Raw genomic sequence first — 16197 nt, forward strand, 5'->3', positions numbered from 1 at the left:
GCTCTATGAAGAGAACGTTCCGTCTGCTCCTCATCGGTCTGCTGGGGTTTGCCAGCGCATGCCGGTTGGCGATGGAACGGCCGTTGCGGGCCTCTGGCTATCTGGAGGCTCAGACGATCGATATCATTGCGGTGGAGGGCGGCCGCGTGCTCCAGGTATGGGTGGAGGAAGGGGACGCGGTACAGGCCGGCCAGCGCCTAATGGAGCTGGACCCGGCTCTCCTGGATGCGCAGATCCGGATAGCGGAGGCCCAGGTCGCTCAGGCGCGGGCCGCGCTGGATGCTCTGGAGGCGGGTCCCCGGGAGGAGGAGGTGCGGGAAGCGATGGCGCTGGTGGATCAGGCCCAGGCCTTGCGGGATGGTGCGTATCAAGCCTGGAAGGATGCGCTGGCCATGCTGCGGGAGCCTCAGGAGCTGCGGATGCAGCAGGCCATCGCCGCCGCTCAGGCGCGCGCGGCCCAGGCCCGGCTGGAGCAGGCGGTGGCTATGAAAGATATCGCGGAGATCCTGAAGAACCGCGCGGAGGCCGTGATACGGAACCGGGAACATCTCCCTCCGAATCTCCGCCCCCCGTTGCCGGTGGAGGTGCTGGATGCCCCTTACGCCTACTGGGGGGCTTGGGCGGAGGTCAACCGAACGGGGGCCGCTTATGACGGCAGCCGCGCCTTGCAGGATTACCTGGATGCCGTCGTGCGGGATCCGCTAACGCTGCGGACACAGGTGGTGGAGGCCGAGGGCCGTTACCGGGCTGCGGAGGCTGCCCTCGAGGCGGCTCAGGCCCGGCTCGCGGCGCTTCGGGCGGGGGCGACGCCGGAACAGCGGGAGGCAGCCCGCGCCCGTCTACGCCAGGCCGAAGCGGCGCTGGAAGCCCTCAAAGCCCGGCAGGAGCGGTATGTCCTGCAGGCCCCCCAAGAAGGGATTGTGGCCTCACGGGCGGCGGAGCCGGGGGAGCTGGTCGCCCCGGGGACGCGGGTGATGCAGCTGATGGACCTCCGGATTCTCACGTTGACCGTGTATGTCCCGGAAACCGCCCTGGGTCGGGTTCGCCCGGGCATGCGGGTTCCGGTGATCATAGAAGGGTTTCCCGGTGAGCGTTTTGAGGGCCTGATCACCCACGTGGCGGAGGAGGCCGCGTTCACTCCGCGCCATGTCCAGACCCAAGAGGAGCGCGCTCATCTGACGTTCGCTGTCCGCATCCGGCTGGAGAACCCGGAGGGTCGCCTGAAGCCTGGCATGCCGGCCGATGTGGAAGTGCCCTGACGTGGTCGGGATGGTCCGGGCGCATGGTTTCCGGGTCATCCGCTCTACCCTCGCATGGAGGCTTGTCGATGTGCAAACCGCTTCGGGCTGGGATTTCGATGATCCTCCTCGGAGGGATCCTATGGGGGCTCCCCCGACCTGTATCGGGCGGATCGGGGGGAGGCTGGGTGTTCTCCGGCACGCTGACCGGGCGGAGCGTCCAGCTCTCGGCGGAGGTGAGCGGGCGGGTGCGATGGCTGGCGGAGGAAGGGGCGACGGTGAAGCCCGGGGAAGCGGTAGCCGAGCTGGAGGATCCCGTCCTGTCACAGCAGCTGCTGGAGGCAGAAGCCGCCCTGGCCGCGGCTCGGGCCGAGGCGGCTGCGCTGGAGGCCGGGGTCCCGCCGGAGCAGCAGGCCGTGCTGGCCGCCCAGGTGCGGCAGGCCGCAGCGGAGCGTGAGGCGGCGGAGCGCCTCTGGCAGGCATTGCGGCGCCAGCTGGCGGAGCCCCAGGATCTGGAGCGTCAGATCCTCGAGGCGCGGACCGCTCTGGCGGTGGCCGAGCAGGGCGTGGAGCGCGCTCGAGCGGATCTGGAGAAGGCGCGGGCGGATCGAGATCGGCTGCCGTTCGATCAGCGGGAGATCGCTGACCGGCAGGTGGCAGCCGCGGAGGCGGCCTTGCGGGCGGCGGAGGCCGAGCGGGATGCGGCCCGGGCCCGCCTGGAGGGCCTGCTGGCCATACGGGAGCGGCCCCTCTCGCTGCAGGCGCAGGTTCACGCGGCGGAAGCGCAGATGCGAGCTGCGGAGGCAGCCCTGCGCGCGGCCCAAGCCCGTCTGGATCGCGCCCGGAACGGGCCAACGCGATGGGAGCGGGATCAGGCGCGGGCCGCGGTAGCCCTAGCAGAGGCCCAGCGGGATCTGTTGCGGTTGCAGGTGGAACGGCTCCGTCTGACCGCGCCTTTCACGGCAACGGTCTCCGAGCGCCTGGCCCATGAGGGGGAGACCGTTCGCGCTGGGCAACCGGTGCTCAGCCTGAGCACGATGGATCCCTTGGAGGTGACCATTTATGTGCCTGTGAGCCTTCTGGGCCGTTTGCAGGTGGGACAGCCTGTGCGCATCCAGGTCGATGCGTTCCCCGGGGAAGTTTTTCCCGGGGTCATCGCCCGGATCGCTCCCGAGGCGACCTTCACTCCGCGGAACGTCCAGACTCGCGAGGAGCGACAGACGCTGGTCTTCGCGGTGACAGCCCGGGTTCCCAATCCAGAGGGACGTCTCAAAGCGGGGATGCCAGCCGATGTGCAAATTCTACCTTAGTTTGCATATGGAAATCCAGGCCATCCCGATGGAAGGAAGACGAACAATGGTCCATCCGAAGAGGGTGTGCTCCAGGTCTCTCTTACCCATCTTCCTCTTGTGGCTGGCCCGGGTGGCGACGGGAGCCAGGGCGCAATTAGAATCCCACGGGGAGCCGCAGCGGGCGCTGCCGCGCGAGGGCTTCCCATCCCAGCGCCCCAGCGAACATCCCCGTCGCCACCAGCACGATGGCCGCCCCGGAGGCGATGTCCAGGTGGTAGCTCAGATAGAGGCCGATGAGCCCGCTGAGGCTGCCCAGAAGGATCGAGAGAAGCACCAGGCGGTCGAAATCGTCTGTCAGCAGGCGGGCGGTGGCGGCGGGCACCACCAGGCCGGCGGCGATGAGGGTCACGCCCAGCACTTGCATCGCCGCGATCACCACGGCCGCCAGCAGCATGGAGAGCATCAGCTCCATTCGGGCGGTGGGGATGCCGTAGACTTCTGCCACCTCGGGATCGAACAGGGCAAAGAGCAGGGGCTTGTAGTGGAAAAGCAGGAGGGCCAGGGCGAGAAGGGAGGCGCCCAGGATGATCCAGAGATCCGTCTCTGTCACCCCCAGGATGTGGCCGAAGAGGGCGGCCTCGAAGTTGCGGGTGAACTGGCGGGTGCGGCTGATCAGCGCGACCCCCAGGGCGAAGCTGGCCGTGGTCACCAACCCGATGGCGGCGTCTGCTCCGATCTTCCGCCGGCGAGCGATCAACCCGATTAGCAAGGCGGAGAGGAATCCCCACGCCCCCGCGCCCAGATAGAAGTTCAGTCGCAGGACGTAGCCCACCACCGCGCCGCCGAACACAGCGTGGGAAAGCCCATGGCCGATATAACTCATGCGGCGCAGGACCACATAGGGGCTCACCAGGCCACACAATCCCCCCACCAGCACCGCGGCCAGCAGCGCCCGTCGGAAGAACTCAAATTGAAAGGGCTCCAACAGCCAATGGCTCATTCCGCCCTCCCATTTCCCTGACCGTGCCAGCGATCTGCGATCACCTGTAGCCCCCCCTGACGGACCACCATCAGATCGGCCCCATAGAGGCGATGTAGGATCTCCGGCTGGAACACCTCCGCAGGCGCTCCTTCGGCGATCACCCCACGGTTGAAGCAGATCAGATGGGGTAGATGGGCAGCCACTGCATTTAAATCATGGGTGGTCAGCAGGATGGCAATCCCCTCGCGGTGGAGCTCTTCCAGAAGATGTAGGATCTCATGGCGGACCGCGATGTCTACCCCGCTGGTCGGCTCGTCGAGCAGCAGCAGCCGGGGACGACGGACCAGGGCCCGGGCGAGGAAAGCGCGTTGCTGTTGCCCGCCGGAGAGCTCTGCGATGTGGCGACGAGCCAACCCGGCAATGCCCAGCCGCTCCATCACCATCCATGCGCGCCGTCGGGCCTCTCGTCCATACCAGGGGCCCGGTCCGTCCTCCCGGGCAAGCCCCATCAGCACCACCTGCTCCACGGTCACAGGGAACGTCCAGTCCACGGTCTCCAGTTGCGGCACATAACCGACCGGCAGCGGGCGCACCTGCGACAGAGGGCGCCCCTCAAACCGGACCTCTCCGGTGAGGGGGCGGATCTGGCCCATCAGGACGCGAAGCAGGGTGGTTTTCCCCGCTCCACTTGGGCCTACCAAGCCCACGAAGCAGCCTGGCTCCAGCCGTAGGGAGAGGTCTCGGAAGACCGGCTGCCCGTTATAGCCACAGGTCACTCCGCGCAGCTCCACCAGCGGCGTCATCACGGCCGGCTCCGATCTGGGATGTTCCGGATGTCCACCTCCTGCAACGCATCGGCGCGCCCCCCCAGGGCGGTCACTATGGTCCGCACGTTCTCCACCATCATGTGAAGATAGCTATGCTCCGGGCTTCCTGGCTCCCCAGGCAGGGTATCATCCCGCAGCGTGTCGATATAGCGCGCGCCGGTCTCCCGGCCGATCTGCTCCAGGACCTTGCTGGGGAATACCTCCGAGCCGAAGATCGCCGGGACTTTCTCCCGTCGAATCTGCTCGATCAGGGCAGCTACCTCCCGCGCCGAAGGCTCCCGAAAATCCGAGGGCTGGATGGCCCCGATTACGGTCATCCCATAGCGACGAGCGAAGTAGGCCCACGAATCGTGATAGGTGAGCAGCTTGCGGTTCGACGGCGGGATCGTCATGATGGCCTCCCGGATGGCGCGATCCAGTCGATCCAGCTCTGCGAGCAGCACCGCCGCGTTCTGCTCGTAGTAAGTCCGGTTGGCCGGGTCCATCCGCACCAGGGCATCCCGGATCCGTTCCACGTAGCCCCGAGCGTAGATGGGGTCCATCCACACGTGCGGGTTTGGATCGCCCTTCTCGGGTGGGAACGAGAAGTCAAAGATCCACTCCTCCCGAGAGAGGAGCATATCCCCCAGCTTCAGCAAGACAGCCTCAGGCTTTTTGTTCGCCAGGGCCAGGCGCTCAATAGAGGTCTCCAGGTTCAGACCATTGAGGACAATCAGATCGGCCTGCGCCAGATATTGGGCGTCCTCCGGGGCAGGCTCGAAGGTATGGGAATCCACCCCCTCCGGGATCAGGCCGTGGAGATCAATGCGATCCCCCCCGACGTTATAAACCAGATTGGTTAAGGGGGCGACAGTAGTGACCACGCGCAACCGTCGGACGGGGGCTGCAGGGCGAGGCGATGCGCAGGCGGCAAGCAGCAGAACCGAAAGCAGTATCCCTCCCCATCGATGGCGCTCAATTTTCATGGCTTGGCCTCCGATGGAATGGATCCCCGAGCTCGACAGCGGGAGCAGAGCCCCAGAACGCTCAGAGTGATCTGCTCCACAGACAAGCCCAGGCGGCCCTGGATCTCCTGACGCAGCTCTTCGAGCACGGATTCTTCCAGATGGAAGATTTGATGGCAGGACCGGCACCGGAGATGGCCATGGCTTGGCCGATCCCGCCACTCGTAAACGATCCGTCCCTCGCCCAGCACATGGCGTTCCAGCAGCCCAAGCCGGGTGAACAGCCGCAGCGTTCGGTACACCGTGGAGAGGTCCATAGCCGGGAAGCGATCCCGCACCGCTGCATGGATCTCCTCGGCGGTCATGTGGCGCCCGGAAGCTTGCATGGCCTCCAGGATCACCACCCGCTGGGGCGTGGCCCGGCAGCCGTGTTGACGAAGAGTTCGTCGGATCGGATGACAGTGCGGCATCTCGTCCCTCCAGGAGGGGTGCCTTCCCCAACCGGTCAGTGGAAACGCCTCCGGGGGGGATCTTGTTGCAAATTTTTGCTGTTGCAATAATATGGCGACAATCTTTATTCGTCAACATTCTCGAGGTCCAGATCGACTTTCCTCGGGCTGCCTTCTGACCCGCGACCATCGTCCCGTTGAGGAGTTGGGGAGGTCGAAGCACTTATAGCCGTGGCGATCCTCAGAATGACCGTCGGCGGACCTGTGGGCGCTGTTTGCAGGAACCGCGGCGGCGGCGATGAAGGGGCGGGCGAAAGCTTCCTAATCACCGAGCTGCCTGGGAAAGGCCAGCCGCCATGCCTCTCATTACTGGATCTCGATGTTGCAATTTCCAGGGAATGGAGTGGGGCGGATGGGAATTTTTCTGTATGATATATGAAGAATCTTCCTCGTTGGAGCATCCCATGCAGAGCGCGAAGGCCTGGAGGGGATTGCGAATCCTGCTGGGGATCACAGCGCTGGCGATCGGCTTGCTGACGATGTGGGGGGCGCTGGTGCGCACGACCGGATCGGGTTTGGGTTGTCCGGACTGGCCGCTATGCCATGGGCGGGTGGTTCCCCCGCTGGAGGATCCGGCTGCCTGGATCGAGTGGATTCACCGGATTCTGGCGGCCAGCGCGACGTCGCTGCTGGCGCTTTCCGCGTTGATCGCCTGGGGAAAGGAACGACGTCCAGATCTCTACCGCCCGCTCTTCTGGGCGCTCGGGCTGGTGTTCGGGCAGGCTCTGGTGGGCGGGCTCACGGTGATCCTGGAGCTTCCGCCCACGATGGTGGCGGTCCATCTGGGGTTGGCGCTGTCGATCCTGGCCCTGACGCTGGTGGCGGCGGTGCGCGCCTCCGCCCCTTGGTCCGCCCACGCGCCGCATCGGGAGCTTTCCTCGGTTCAATCCGCTGCCCGTGCCATGCGCTGGATCGGTATGACGGGCATAGGGCTGTTCATTCTCATGCTGCTGGGGGCCACGGTGACGGGGAGCGGGGCTTCGTGGGCGTGCTCGAGCTGGCCCTTCTGTGAGGGGTGGGTGATCTGGCCGGGCGATCTGCTGGGCCGTGTGCATATGCTGCATCGGCTGGCTGCCCTCGGCGTGGGCTTTGTGTTGGCCTGGCTCGCCGTTCGGTTGGCGACCTGGCGCGGGATCGCCCGCGGGATCTTCCATTGGGTTCTGACGGCCTTCGTTCTCTATCTAATCCAGATCGTCCTGGGGGCCATCAACCGGTGGATGGGGTTCCCGGCGCTGTTGAACGCCCTGCATCTGGGGCTGGCCACGGCGATCTGGGGGGCGCTGGGGATCGCCTGGACATGGGCGCTGGGCGAGGCGCAATGGGTGGAGGGGATCCCCCAGGAAACCGTTCGCCTGCGGAATCTCTGGGAGCCCTATTTCACCCTGACGAAACCGGGGATTGTGGCGCTGCTTCTGGTTACCACGGCAGGGGCGATGATGATCGCCCAGGGCGGGCTGCCCCCTATTGTTACCTTTATCTACACCCTGCTGGGAGGCTTTTTGATCTCCGGTGGGGCCAATGCGATGAACAATGTCTGGGATGCGGAGCTAGACCGGCGGATGCATCGCACGGCTCGCCGTCCGATCCCGGCCGGCCGGCTGGGGCGGGGGGAGGCGGCGGGGGTGGCGGCGCTCTTTTCCCTCCTCGGCTTTCTCCTCCTGTGGACCTTTGTGAACACGACGGCGGCGTGGCTGGCCCTGGCGGGATGGATCTGGTATGTAGGGGTCTACACCATGGGGTTGAAGCGGTGGACGCCGCAGAACATTGTGATCGGCGGGGCGGCCGGAGGGTTCGCCCCGATGGTGGGCTGGGCGGCGGTGACCGGGCGGGTTGATCCGATGGCGCTGTTTTTATTCGCGCTGATCTTCTTCTGGACGCCCCCTCATACGTGGTCTTTCGCCATCTTGACGGAACGGGATTATCGGGAAGCGGGGGTTCCGATGCTGCCGGTGGTGAGGGGCGCGCGGCCGGCTGCCTTCCAGGCTTTCTTGTATACGATCCTCCTCGTGCTGCTCACGCTGGTTCCCTTCATCACGGGAGCGATGGGGCGGATCTATCTGGCCGGGGCGCTGGCGCTGGGCGCCTATCTGCTGTTCCTGGCGTTTCGCCTCTGGCGGGCGCCGGAGAAGGCCATCGCCCGCCGGATGTATCACGCATCGAATGCTTATCTTTTCCTGATCTTCGTTGGGATGGTGCTGGATCGAGCCATCCGCCTTTAGCGGTGATGGGAGCGAAAGGCTGGGAATCGGCTGATCCGGTTGGGGATCAACTCAGGTAATCCTTCAACCGTCGGCTGTAATGGGGGTGGCGCAGCTTGCGCAGCGCCTTGCTTTCGATCTGCCGGATCCGCTCTCGCGTCAGCCCGAACATCTGCCCCACCTCGTCCAGGGTCCGCCACTGGCCGTCCTTTAATCCGAAGCGGACCTCCAGCACCTGCCGCTCCCGCTCCGGGAGGGTATCCAGGATCTCCCGGAGCTGCTCCCGGAGCATGGTCAGATGGGCTTCTTCCAGCGGGCTGCGAGTTCCCTGATCCTCGATGAAGTCTGCCAGCTCGCTGTCTTCCTCCTCTCCAACCGGCGTTTCCAGCGACATCGGTTCGGCGGCCCAGCGGAGGGCCCGCTCCACCTTCCGGGTGGCCTCCCGGAGCCGGCGGGCCAGATGGGGCGGCAGGGGCTGGTTCGTGTTCCAGGCGGCCTGGATCTCCAGGACCTCCTGGGGGGAGAGCAGGTTCACTTCCAGGGCCAGTTCCTCGGGGGTGGGATCCCGGCCCAGGGTCTGCTGGAGCTTCTGCTGAGCACGCATGAGGCGGCTCAGGAACTCTGCCAGATGGACTGGGATGCGGATGGTGCGGGCCTGATCGGCGATGGCGCGGGTGATGGCCTGGCGGATCCACCAGGTGGCATAGGTGGAGAACTTGAAGCCTCGCCCGGGATCGAATTTATCCACCGCTCGCAGCAGCCCCAGGTTCCCCTCCTGGATCAGGTCCAGGAAAGGGACGCCGCGGCCGATGTATTTCTTGGCCACGCTCACCACCAGGCGCAGGTTCGCCCGGATCAACCATGAACGGGCTTCCGCCGCTTGATCCTGCCCATGTCGCCACCAGCGGCTCAGGTGTTCTTCAGAGGGGAGATGGGCCCGAAGGGCCCGCTCGCTGGGCCAGCGGATCGCTGAGGCCGAACCCGCGCCCGCATGTTCCGTTAGGTAGGAAAGCACCTCGGGGGGGAGCAGCAGCAGATCGGTGTAGATCCGGACCAGTTGCTGGAGCAGGTCGGCCAGCCGGCGGCTGCCTCGCTGGCGCTCCAGGTAGGGTTCGAGGGAGTGCGCGCGGGCTTCCAGAACCGGGCGGCTGACATCGGCGATCAGATCGGTCAGGCGGGGCATGGGACGGCGGAGCCGGGCGGCCATCTCGGCGGCCTTCTCCCATGCGGCCACCAGATCCCGATACACCGCGATCGCCAGGTCCGCCTGGGAAAGCTTGCGCAGGCCGGCGCGGATCTCATCCAGCCGCCGGGGAGCCTGGAGGCGGATGGCCAGATCCAGCTCCTGGGTGGGCTCCAGCAGCGGAACCCGGCTGATCTCCCGCAAATACATCCGCACCGGGTCCTCGGCCACCTCCGGGCCCCACCACTCCTCCAGGGCCTCGATTTCCTCCTCGATCCCCTCGCTCTCGATCTCTTCCAGCTCGGTCTCCTCCGGTTCCTCCGGGAAGGGTTCCTCTGCCATCTCCTCCTCTTCCTCCTCCAGGAACCCTTCCTCTTCCTCCGGCCATTCCTCTTCAAGGCCCCGCTTCTCCTCGTCGTTCTCCCATGGTTGTTGCGACATCCGCGGACACTCCTTTCCCGATGGATCGGGCAGACTTGACTTTATAGATGTCCTGGGGTTTGGTCTCCCATGCGCCCCCAGGCAGGTGCGGTCCTGTGGCTGTGCGGCTCGCTACCGTCGGACGGTTGTGGGAAGCGGATCATCCATCATCCATCGGCGATATCGGAAGCGTTGCGTCTGATTGAGCTCTTCCGCCAGCGTCTGCCATTTTGCCATGAATTCGTCCTGTGGCCAATCCGGCATGGACTCCGCCAGCGCCTGGAGCTCTTCGAGAATTCCCTTCAGGCGCTGTTCGCGGAGCCACAGCGCCAAGCGCAATGCCTCCTCCGCCCATTGCTTGTCTTCCGGGTCGAATCCTCGCAGCAGCGGCCCGCGGCGCTGAAGAAGCTCCATCCACAAGGTTCGGAGCAGCCCAGGGCGCTGGGGATCCGTCGTCTCCTCCGGCCAATCCTCCACCGGTCCGAACTCCGATAGATTCCGGAAAAGGGCCCGGTGGGTGGAATCCTGGAAATCCTCTTCGGTAAGCGGCTCCAGGCCCAGCTCGGTGAAGCGGACGTTCAGGTAGGGCAGGAGGTCAGGCCCCATGCCCAGCATGACCAGCAAGGTCGCCTCTGCCTCCGTTCCGCTTCCGAAAGCCTCGAGGCCTGTTCGGGGTTTCTCGCGGGCGGAGCCGAGGAGCGCCGCCGATCCTTTGCGGGCTCGCCGCTCATGCCCGCTCATGCGATAGCTGGTGACCTGCTCCAGCAGCACCCGCTCGTTCAGCCGGGCCATGCGGGCGGCCTGCTGGATGTAAACATCCCGCTCCACCGGATCCGGGATGGCGGCGAGGATAGGGACGATCTCCCGCACGAAGGTGGCTTTCCCTTTCGGATCCTCCAGGTGATGTTGAGCGGCCAGGTAATCCAGGAGGAAGGCGATGACCGGGCGCGCGCTCTCCACTGCCCGAGCCCATTCCTGAGGAGCGCGGCGAATGAGCTCATCGGGATCCACGCCTTCCGGCAGGGTCAGCACCCGCAGGTCCACGCCGAGCTGACCGCTCAGGTGGATCCACCCCCGAGGGCCAAGCTCCAGGGTGGTCTCGGGGAAGGCTTCGCGGGCCGAGGCCAGCCCGCGCAACACCGCGTGCATCCCGGCCGGGTCGGCGTCCAGGGCCAGCACCAGGCGCTTCAGCCCGCGGCTCAGCAGGCGCAGCTGCGCCTCGCTGAGACGGGTGCCCAACGCGGCCACCACGTTGGTGAAGCCCGCCTGATGGGCCATGATCGCATCGAAATACCCCTCGACGATCACCGCCAAGCCGGTCCGCCGGATCTCTGCGCGGGCCCGATCCAGTGCGAAGAGCACCGCGCTTTTGTCGAAAAGGAGCGTCTGGGGAGAATTGAGATACTTCGGCTCCTCGTCTCCCAGCGCCCGGGCTCCGAAGCCGATCACGTGGCCCTGAGGATCGCGGATCGGGATCATCAGGCGGCCCCGGAACCGATCGAAGGCCGTGCCGTCCTCCCGGATCACCGCCAGGCCCGCGGCCTGAAGGGCTTCCAGAGGGAAGCCTCGGTGGCGCATGAAATCGATGAGCGCATGCCAGGCGCTAGGGCTATACCCCAGGCCGAAGCCCTCGATGGTTTCGGGAATGAGCCCTCGGGCGGCCAGATAGGCCCGCGCCGGCTCCGCCTCGGGGCTGTGACGGAGCTGGTGTTGATAGAAGAGGGCCGCGGCCTCCAGGACCTCACGGAGGCGGGCGCGCTCCCGCTCCCGGGCCTCGACCTCCGGCGTCTTCGGCTCGAGAGGGATGCCGGCCCGTTGCGCGAGGGCCCGCAAGGCCTCCGCGAAGGTCAGCCCGTCCCGCCGCATCACGAACTGAAAGACATCCCCGCCGGTGTTGCAGGCGCCGAAACACCGCCATGTCTGGGTATCGGGGAAAACCACAAAAGCCGGCGTACGCACATTATGATGAAAAGGACAGAACCCGATATAGTTCTTCCCCGAGCGGCGCAGCGGGACGCTCTCGCTGATGATCTCGACGATATCCAGTCGGGATTTGATTTCCTCGATCAGGGACATGGGCGCTCCGGACAGCATGGGATGCACTGTCGATGATGTGTTCGGTTCCGGATACGGACGGCGAGCATCCTCCCGCCGGTGAAGGTCTCCTTCTGGTCTCCATCATAGCGGCGGGAAGGGATCCTGCCAAATCCGGATCGGATCCGGGGCGCTACGGTTGGTTTCCCGGGGAAGAGACTCCAGGTTCAGCGGACCGCGAACGATGAGGAGAGATGCGCCATGCGGATCGTGGTTCTGGCTGGAGGGGTGGGCGGCGCGCGAATGGCGGATGGGTTCGCCCGTGTGATGCCGCCGCAGGATCTCACGGTGATTGTGAACACCGGCGATGATTTCGAATGGCATGGCCTGGTGGTGTGCCCAGATCTCGATACCGTGATGTATACCCTGGCCGGGATCGTCAACCCGGAGACCGGATGGGGGATCCGGGGGGACACCTGGGGGGCGCTGGAGATGCTGGGGCGATACGGCGGGGAGACCTGGTTTCGGGTTGGGGATCGGGATCTGGCCACGCACGTCTACCGCACCTTCCTGTTACGGCAAGGCCGGCGGCTGAGCGAGGTCACCGCGTGCCTCTGCCGCGCCCTGAGGGTGGAGGTCGCCATCTGGCCGATGAGTGACGAGCCGGTACGGACCATTGTAGACACGGAGGAGGGACCGCTGCCGTTTCAGGATTACTTTGTGCGCCGGGGATGCCAACCCCGGGTGCGGGGCTTCCGCTGGGAGGGGCTGGAGGGGGCGCAGCTGGCTCCGGAGGCTCGCGCGGCTCTGGAGGGGGCGGACCTGGTGGTCATCGCCCCCTCGAATCCGTATGTCAGCATCGGCCCCATCCTGGCTCTTCCAGGTGTTCGGGAGCTGTTGCAGGATCGAACGGTTGTGGCCGTCTCGCCCATCCTCGGTGGGCAGGCGTTGAAAGGGCCGGCAGCCAAAATGATGGCCGAGCTGGGGGAATCCCCTTCCGCCCTCGTGGTCGCCCGGAGCTATTATGCTTTCCTGGACGGCTTCGTGCTGGACCACGCGGATGCAGCCCTGGCCCCGGCCGTGGCGGCCATGGGGATCCGCCCGCTGGTGACGGATACGGTGATCCTGGATCCAGAGGCGCGGGCCCGTCTGGCTCGGGAGATCCTGGCGTGGGTCGCTGCCGGCCTCCCGGCAGCGGGCGAAGGTTAAGGGATTCCCCCGATCCTCCGGGTGGTGCTGGAACAGGAGCTTTACGTCGGAGCGCTCTCTCCGGCGCCGGCCTGCGCGGCGCGGGCCCGCAGCTCGGCGCGCAGCGCCAGGATATCCCGTGGGGCAGACCAGATGGCCAGAGCGAAGAGGAAGCCGCACAGGAGCCAAGTCCCCACGCAAATCGTCAGGATAGCCGTGTGCAGGGAGGTTTGCACGGCCAGCAGGCCGGTGAGGAAGGGCGCCAGGGAAGCGCCGCTCCCCTCGATGAAAGATTCCAGCGCCTGAGCGGAGCTCCGGATCTCCGGCGGGCTGATGTCGAAGACGGTGGCCAGGACGTTGGGGGCGGCTAGGGGGATCGCGAAGGCGGTGAGGACCACCATGGCCCAGAAGGCACCGAAGGCCTGCGGAGGGATGGACATCGTGATCGCCAGCAGGATGGCGCCGGCCAGCACCCCGGCCATCGAGACGATGAGGCGCCCCCGCAGGGTGCGCCGGAACAGCCAGTCGCCCATCGCCCCGCCCGCCAGGTAGCCCATGGACATCACGACCACGGCGGAGGCCATAATGACGAAGATCTGGGCGTTGCTATAGCCCCGCTCTGCCTCCAGATAGCGGAAGAACCAGAAGGAGATCACGTTCCATGGAAAGACCCCAAAGAACCCCTGGGTGACCAGGAAGAGGAAGGTGGGCTTACGCAGCAGCGCGCGGACCTCATTCAAGTTGAAACGATAGGAAGGGATCTCGGCGAGGGCGGCCAGCTCCGGCTCGCTGTGTCCCCGGGGGACTTCGTGGATCGTGCGCCAGATCAAAAGTGCTATGAGGAAGCCCAGGGAGCCAGTGATCAGATAGATGGCCCGCCAGCCGATGAGGTCCTTGAGGCCGAGGGCTAAGGCCACACCCATCAGATACCCCACGGGGCCGGTCATTTGGAGGAACCCGTAGATGCGGCTGCGAAGCTGAGGGCCGAAGTAATCGGAGATCAGGCTGTAGAGGCCGGGATAGGCGTTGTCGTCGATTCCGGTGGAGGCGCGGGTGAGCAGGAAGAGGGGGTAAGTGGGGGCGATGGCGCTGAGCCAGGTGGTGGCGCCCCAGATGAACGAGGCCAGTCCGATTAAGAAGGGGCGGGCGAAGCGATCGGCCATGTATCCCCACAGCGGGTAGAGGAAGAGGCCAACCAGCAGCGCCGCCGTGGAGGCCAGGCCCATCAGATCTTCCCCGATGTGGAACGTCTTCATGATCTCCGTGGCGAGAGGGCCCAGGAGGAGCTTGTCGGTTTGATGGAGCAGCATGAACGCAAACAGCACCGCCGCGACTGCCCAGGGCGTGCGCATGGGTCCCTCCGATGGATGTTTTCGCGAGGCCTTAAAGAGACAGCGGGTCCCCGAAGGCGTCCTGGCCGCCCCTTAGCCGTTGCGCGATCGATTATATCATACGGCCTCCGGGTTCTGCGCCCCCATGGGATCATCAGACGAGGGGATGCCATCCTGGCGCTGATCCACATCGGACGTGCAGCCGGTGGCGCATGGGAAGTCATTGGCCAGGACCGACCGGGGGGCGGAGGGAGGACGGGGGCTGGTGGACGGATTCGAAACGGCGGTCGGGGAAGGAGCCGGTGTGCGAGGGGGAGCCGGCGTCGGAGAGGGCGCGGGCGTTCGAGTTGGGGGAGCGGTAGAGGGAAGAGAAGGCCGAGGGGGCTGGGTTGGCGATGCCGGTCGATCCGGCGTCATTGGGGGCGGGGGCATAGGGGTGCCCGTGGCCGTGGGAAGGGGAGAAGCCGTTCCCGTAGGCCTGAAGGGATACGAGCGGACAGCTCGCCAGGCCCTCTGGTCGAGAAGGCTTCCGGCTGGCTGTTAAACACGGAAGGAGGGAAGGGATCCATCCCCTATCCGAGGAGGAGGAAGGCCAGCCGAGCGACTGGGGCTGCGCCTCCCCTCCTCAATCTCCGGAAGACTTTCTCTATATACATGATAGCACATCGCCGGATCCCCTATGGGTTTCTGTCCCCTGCTGGTTCGATTGAGGCGGATATGTGTGGCCCCCACACGCGGTTCGGGAGGTGGTTTCAACCCCACGCTGGTTCGATTGAGGCCGCCTGGGTCTCCCGGTGGAGGTGGTAATCGCCTCCATGTTTCAATCCCACGATGGTTCGATTGAGGCCCGGCACGGTGATCACCACCGTGACCCAGGTATATCCGTTTCAATCCCACGCTGGTTCGATTGAGGCCCGGTGAAGCGAGGGTTGCACCACCGGCCCGTATGGTTTCAATCCCACGCTGGTTCGATTGAGGCTCAACGATGACCTCCTGGAGGAGGGCGTGCCTCTCCCGTTTCAATCCCACGCTGGTTCGATTGAGGCCATTAAGGGGCGCTGGGCCCTGAACGATCTGGATTGGGGTTTCAATCCCACGCTGGTTCGATTGAGGCCCGCTTGGGCCGCCCTCATTCTTGAAAACGATCTCTCGTTTCAATCCCACGCTGGTTCGATTGAGGCCAACATGCCAGACGGAGCGCGCTGGGCGCCGTAAGCCGTTTCAATCCCACGCTGGTTCGATTGAGGCATACGGGCCAGCTCCTCATGGGAGAGCGGCTTCTCCGTTTCAATCCCACGCTGGTTCGATTGAGGCCGCCTGCTGGGGGTGCAGGAGGAGGAAGGAAAACGAGGTTTCAATCCCACGCTGGTTCGATTGAGGCCACCACAAACGCCACATGATCGACAGACCAGCCCGCGTTTCAATCCCACGCTGGTTCGATTGAGGCTGCGTGATCAGAGACGGCGAATACGCCGGCTTGCCATGTTTCAATCCCACGCTGGTTCGATTGAGGCTTCTCGTTGATTATTTAGCGTCTTATGCTAAGAAAAGTTTCAATCCCACGCTGGTTCGATTGAGGCATGAGCGCTATGAATGGGTTACTTCTCTACTTTGAGAGTTTCAATCCCACGCTGGTTCGATTGAGGCGCCATGTGCGGTTTGCACCACCGCGTATCCCTCCTCCGTTTCAATCCCACGCTGGTTCGATTGAGGCCAGCCCGCAATCAGGAAGATGAACATCCAGATCACGGGGTTTCAATCCCACGCTGGTTCGATTGAGGCCCCGCCACGGCCATGGCGCCCCCGATGATCTTATCGGTTTCAATCCCACGCTGGTTCGATTGAGGCGGCAACAATCTGTTCCGTCACTCCAGGATCACCCCAGTTTCAATCCCACGCTGGTTCGATTGAGGCCGACGATCGCGATGATAAGGCGCACATAGAAATTCATGTTTCAATCCCACGCTGGTTCGATTGAGGCAGGCGTGATGTATTCCGTTGTCGAGAATCCGACACCGTTTCAATCCCACGCTGGTTCGATTGAGGCTAAG

11 protein-coding genes and 1 CRISPR repeat array are annotated in these 16197 nt (G+C 65.1%); of the genes, 4 read left to right on the forward strand and 7 right to left on the reverse strand.

Annotation, left to right across the window (positions count from 1 at the left end; all coding sequences use genetic code 11):
* Nucleotides 1–5 precede the first annotated feature (5 nt).
* Together ACFMO3_RS11360 and ACFMO3_RS11365 are read left to right on the forward strand one after the other, a co-directional pair.
* Entirely contained in the window at nt 6–1259 is a 1254-nt protein-coding gene (locus ACFMO3_RS11360; protein ID WP_376790525.1) for an HlyD family secretion protein, read from the forward strand.
* A 68-nt stretch (nt 1260–1327) separates the two neighbouring features.
* Nucleotides 1328–2548: an HlyD family secretion protein gene (locus ACFMO3_RS11365; protein ID WP_376790526.1), complete on the forward strand. Its 1221-nt coding sequence runs from the start codon at nt 1328–1330 to the stop codon at nt 2546–2548.
* Between the two features lie 136 nt (nt 2549–2684).
* Here the strand turns inward: ACFMO3_RS11365 and ACFMO3_RS11370 are convergent, their stop codons facing one another.
* The 4 genes from ACFMO3_RS11370 to ACFMO3_RS11385 are packed head-to-tail and all read right to left on the reverse strand — an operon-like array spanning nt 2685 to nt 5753.
* Nucleotides 2685–3530, reverse strand: coding sequence for a metal ABC transporter permease (locus ACFMO3_RS11370; RefSeq protein WP_376790527.1), 846 nt, complete (start codon nt 3528–3530; stop codon nt 2685–2687).
* The gene (locus tag ACFMO3_RS11375) at nt 3527–4315 is read right to left on the reverse strand and encodes a metal ABC transporter ATP-binding protein (protein WP_376790528.1); all 789 of its coding nucleotides are present in this window, start codon (nt 4313–4315) and stop codon (nt 3527–3529) included. Before ACFMO3_RS11375 ends, ACFMO3_RS11370 begins: the two co-directional genes overlap by 4 nt.
* Nucleotides 4315–5304, reverse strand: a complete 990-nt coding sequence (locus ACFMO3_RS11380) for a metal ABC transporter substrate-binding protein (protein ID WP_376790529.1) — start codon at nt 5302–5304, stop codon at nt 4315–4317. The genes ACFMO3_RS11375 and ACFMO3_RS11380 overlap by 1 nt, the downstream gene beginning before the upstream one ends.
* Nucleotides 5301–5753, reverse strand: a complete 453-nt coding sequence (locus ACFMO3_RS11385; RefSeq protein ID WP_376790530.1) for a Fur family transcriptional regulator — start codon at nt 5751–5753, stop codon at nt 5301–5303. Before ACFMO3_RS11385 ends, ACFMO3_RS11380 begins: the two co-directional genes overlap by 4 nt.
* 443 nt (nt 5754–6196) lie before the next feature.
* Here ACFMO3_RS11385 and ACFMO3_RS11390 point away from each other — a divergent pair, with 443 nt between their 5' ends.
* A complete protein-coding gene (locus ACFMO3_RS11390; RefSeq protein WP_376790531.1) occupies nt 6197–8011 on the forward strand; it encodes a heme o synthase in 1815 nt (604 codons plus the stop codon).
* A 46-nt stretch (nt 8012–8057) separates the two neighbouring features.
* On the opposite strand, the gene ACFMO3_RS11395 is transcribed toward ACFMO3_RS11390, so the two are convergent.
* Both ACFMO3_RS11395 and dnaG read right to left on the reverse strand, forming a co-directional pair.
* Nucleotides 8058–9614: a sigma-70 family RNA polymerase sigma factor gene (locus ACFMO3_RS11395; RefSeq protein ID WP_376790532.1), complete on the reverse strand. Its 1557-nt coding sequence runs from the start codon at nt 9612–9614 to the stop codon at nt 8058–8060.
* Between the two features lie 111 nt (nt 9615–9725).
* Complete coding sequence (dnaG, locus tag ACFMO3_RS11400) at nt 9726–11669, reverse strand: DNA primase (protein WP_376790533.1); 1944 nt, start codon at nt 11667–11669, stop codon at nt 9726–9728.
* 219 nt (nt 11670–11888) lie between these two features.
* On the opposite strand from dnaG, the gene cofD reads away from it, so the two are divergent.
* Nucleotides 11889–12836, forward strand: a complete 948-nt coding sequence (gene cofD, locus ACFMO3_RS11405) for a 2-phospho-L-lactate transferase (RefSeq protein WP_376790534.1) — start codon at nt 11889–11891, stop codon at nt 12834–12836.
* Nucleotides 12837–12877: 41 nt separating this feature from the next.
* Here the strand turns inward: cofD and ACFMO3_RS11410 are convergent, their stop codons facing one another.
* Nucleotides 12878–14167 (reverse strand): MFS transporter, encoded by a 1290-nt coding sequence (locus ACFMO3_RS11410; protein ID WP_376790535.1) that lies wholly within the window; start codon nt 14165–14167, stop codon nt 12878–12880.
* A 662-nt stretch (nt 14168–14829) separates the two neighbouring features.
* Nucleotides 14830–16193: a CRISPR direct-repeat array (repeat unit 30 nt; unit sequence GTTTCAATCCCACGCTGGTTCGATTGAGGC).
* Nucleotides 16194–16197 lie beyond the last annotated feature (4 nt).

The sequence above is a fragment of the Thermoflexus sp. genome, from assembly GCF_042408815.1.
In the GTDB taxonomy this organism is placed as follows: domain Bacteria; phylum Chloroflexota; class Anaerolineae; order Thermoflexales; family Thermoflexaceae; genus Thermoflexus.

Bases quoted from the DNA above. Each gene is read 5' to 3' on its own strand.
- ACFMO3_RS11360 (WP_376790525.1), top strand. From the start codon at position 6: ATGAAGAGAACGTTCCGTCTGCTCCTCATCGGTCTGCTGGGGTTTGCC.
- ACFMO3_RS11365 (WP_376790526.1), top strand. From the start codon at position 1,328: ATGTGCAAACCGCTTCGGGCTGGGATTTCGATGATCCTCCTCGGAGGG.
- ACFMO3_RS11370 (WP_376790527.1), bottom strand. From the start codon at position 3,530: ATGAGCCATTGGCTGTTGGAGCCCTTTCAATTTGAGTTCTTCCGACGG.
- ACFMO3_RS11375 (WP_376790528.1), bottom strand. From the start codon at position 4,315: ATGACGCCGCTGGTGGAGCTGCGCGGAGTGACCTGTGGCTATAACGGG.
- ACFMO3_RS11380 (WP_376790529.1), bottom strand. From the start codon at position 5,304: ATGAAAATTGAGCGCCATCGATGGGGAGGGATACTGCTTTCGGTTCTG.
- ACFMO3_RS11385 (WP_376790530.1), bottom strand. From the start codon at position 5,753: ATGCCGCACTGTCATCCGATCCGACGAACTCTTCGTCAACACGGCTGC.
- ACFMO3_RS11390 (WP_376790531.1), top strand. From the start codon at position 6,197: ATGCAGAGCGCGAAGGCCTGGAGGGGATTGCGAATCCTGCTGGGGATC.
- ACFMO3_RS11395 (WP_376790532.1), bottom strand. From the start codon at position 9,614: ATGTCGCAACAACCATGGGAGAACGACGAGGAGAAGCGGGGCCTTGAA.
- dnaG (WP_376790533.1), bottom strand. From the start codon at position 11,669: ATGTCCCTGATCGAGGAAATCAAATCCCGACTGGATATCGTCGAGATC.
- cofD (WP_376790534.1), top strand. From the start codon at position 11,889: ATGCGGATCGTGGTTCTGGCTGGAGGGGTGGGCGGCGCGCGAATGGCG.
- ACFMO3_RS11410 (WP_376790535.1), bottom strand. From the start codon at position 14,167: ATGCGCACGCCCTGGGCAGTCGCGGCGGTGCTGTTTGCGTTCATGCTG.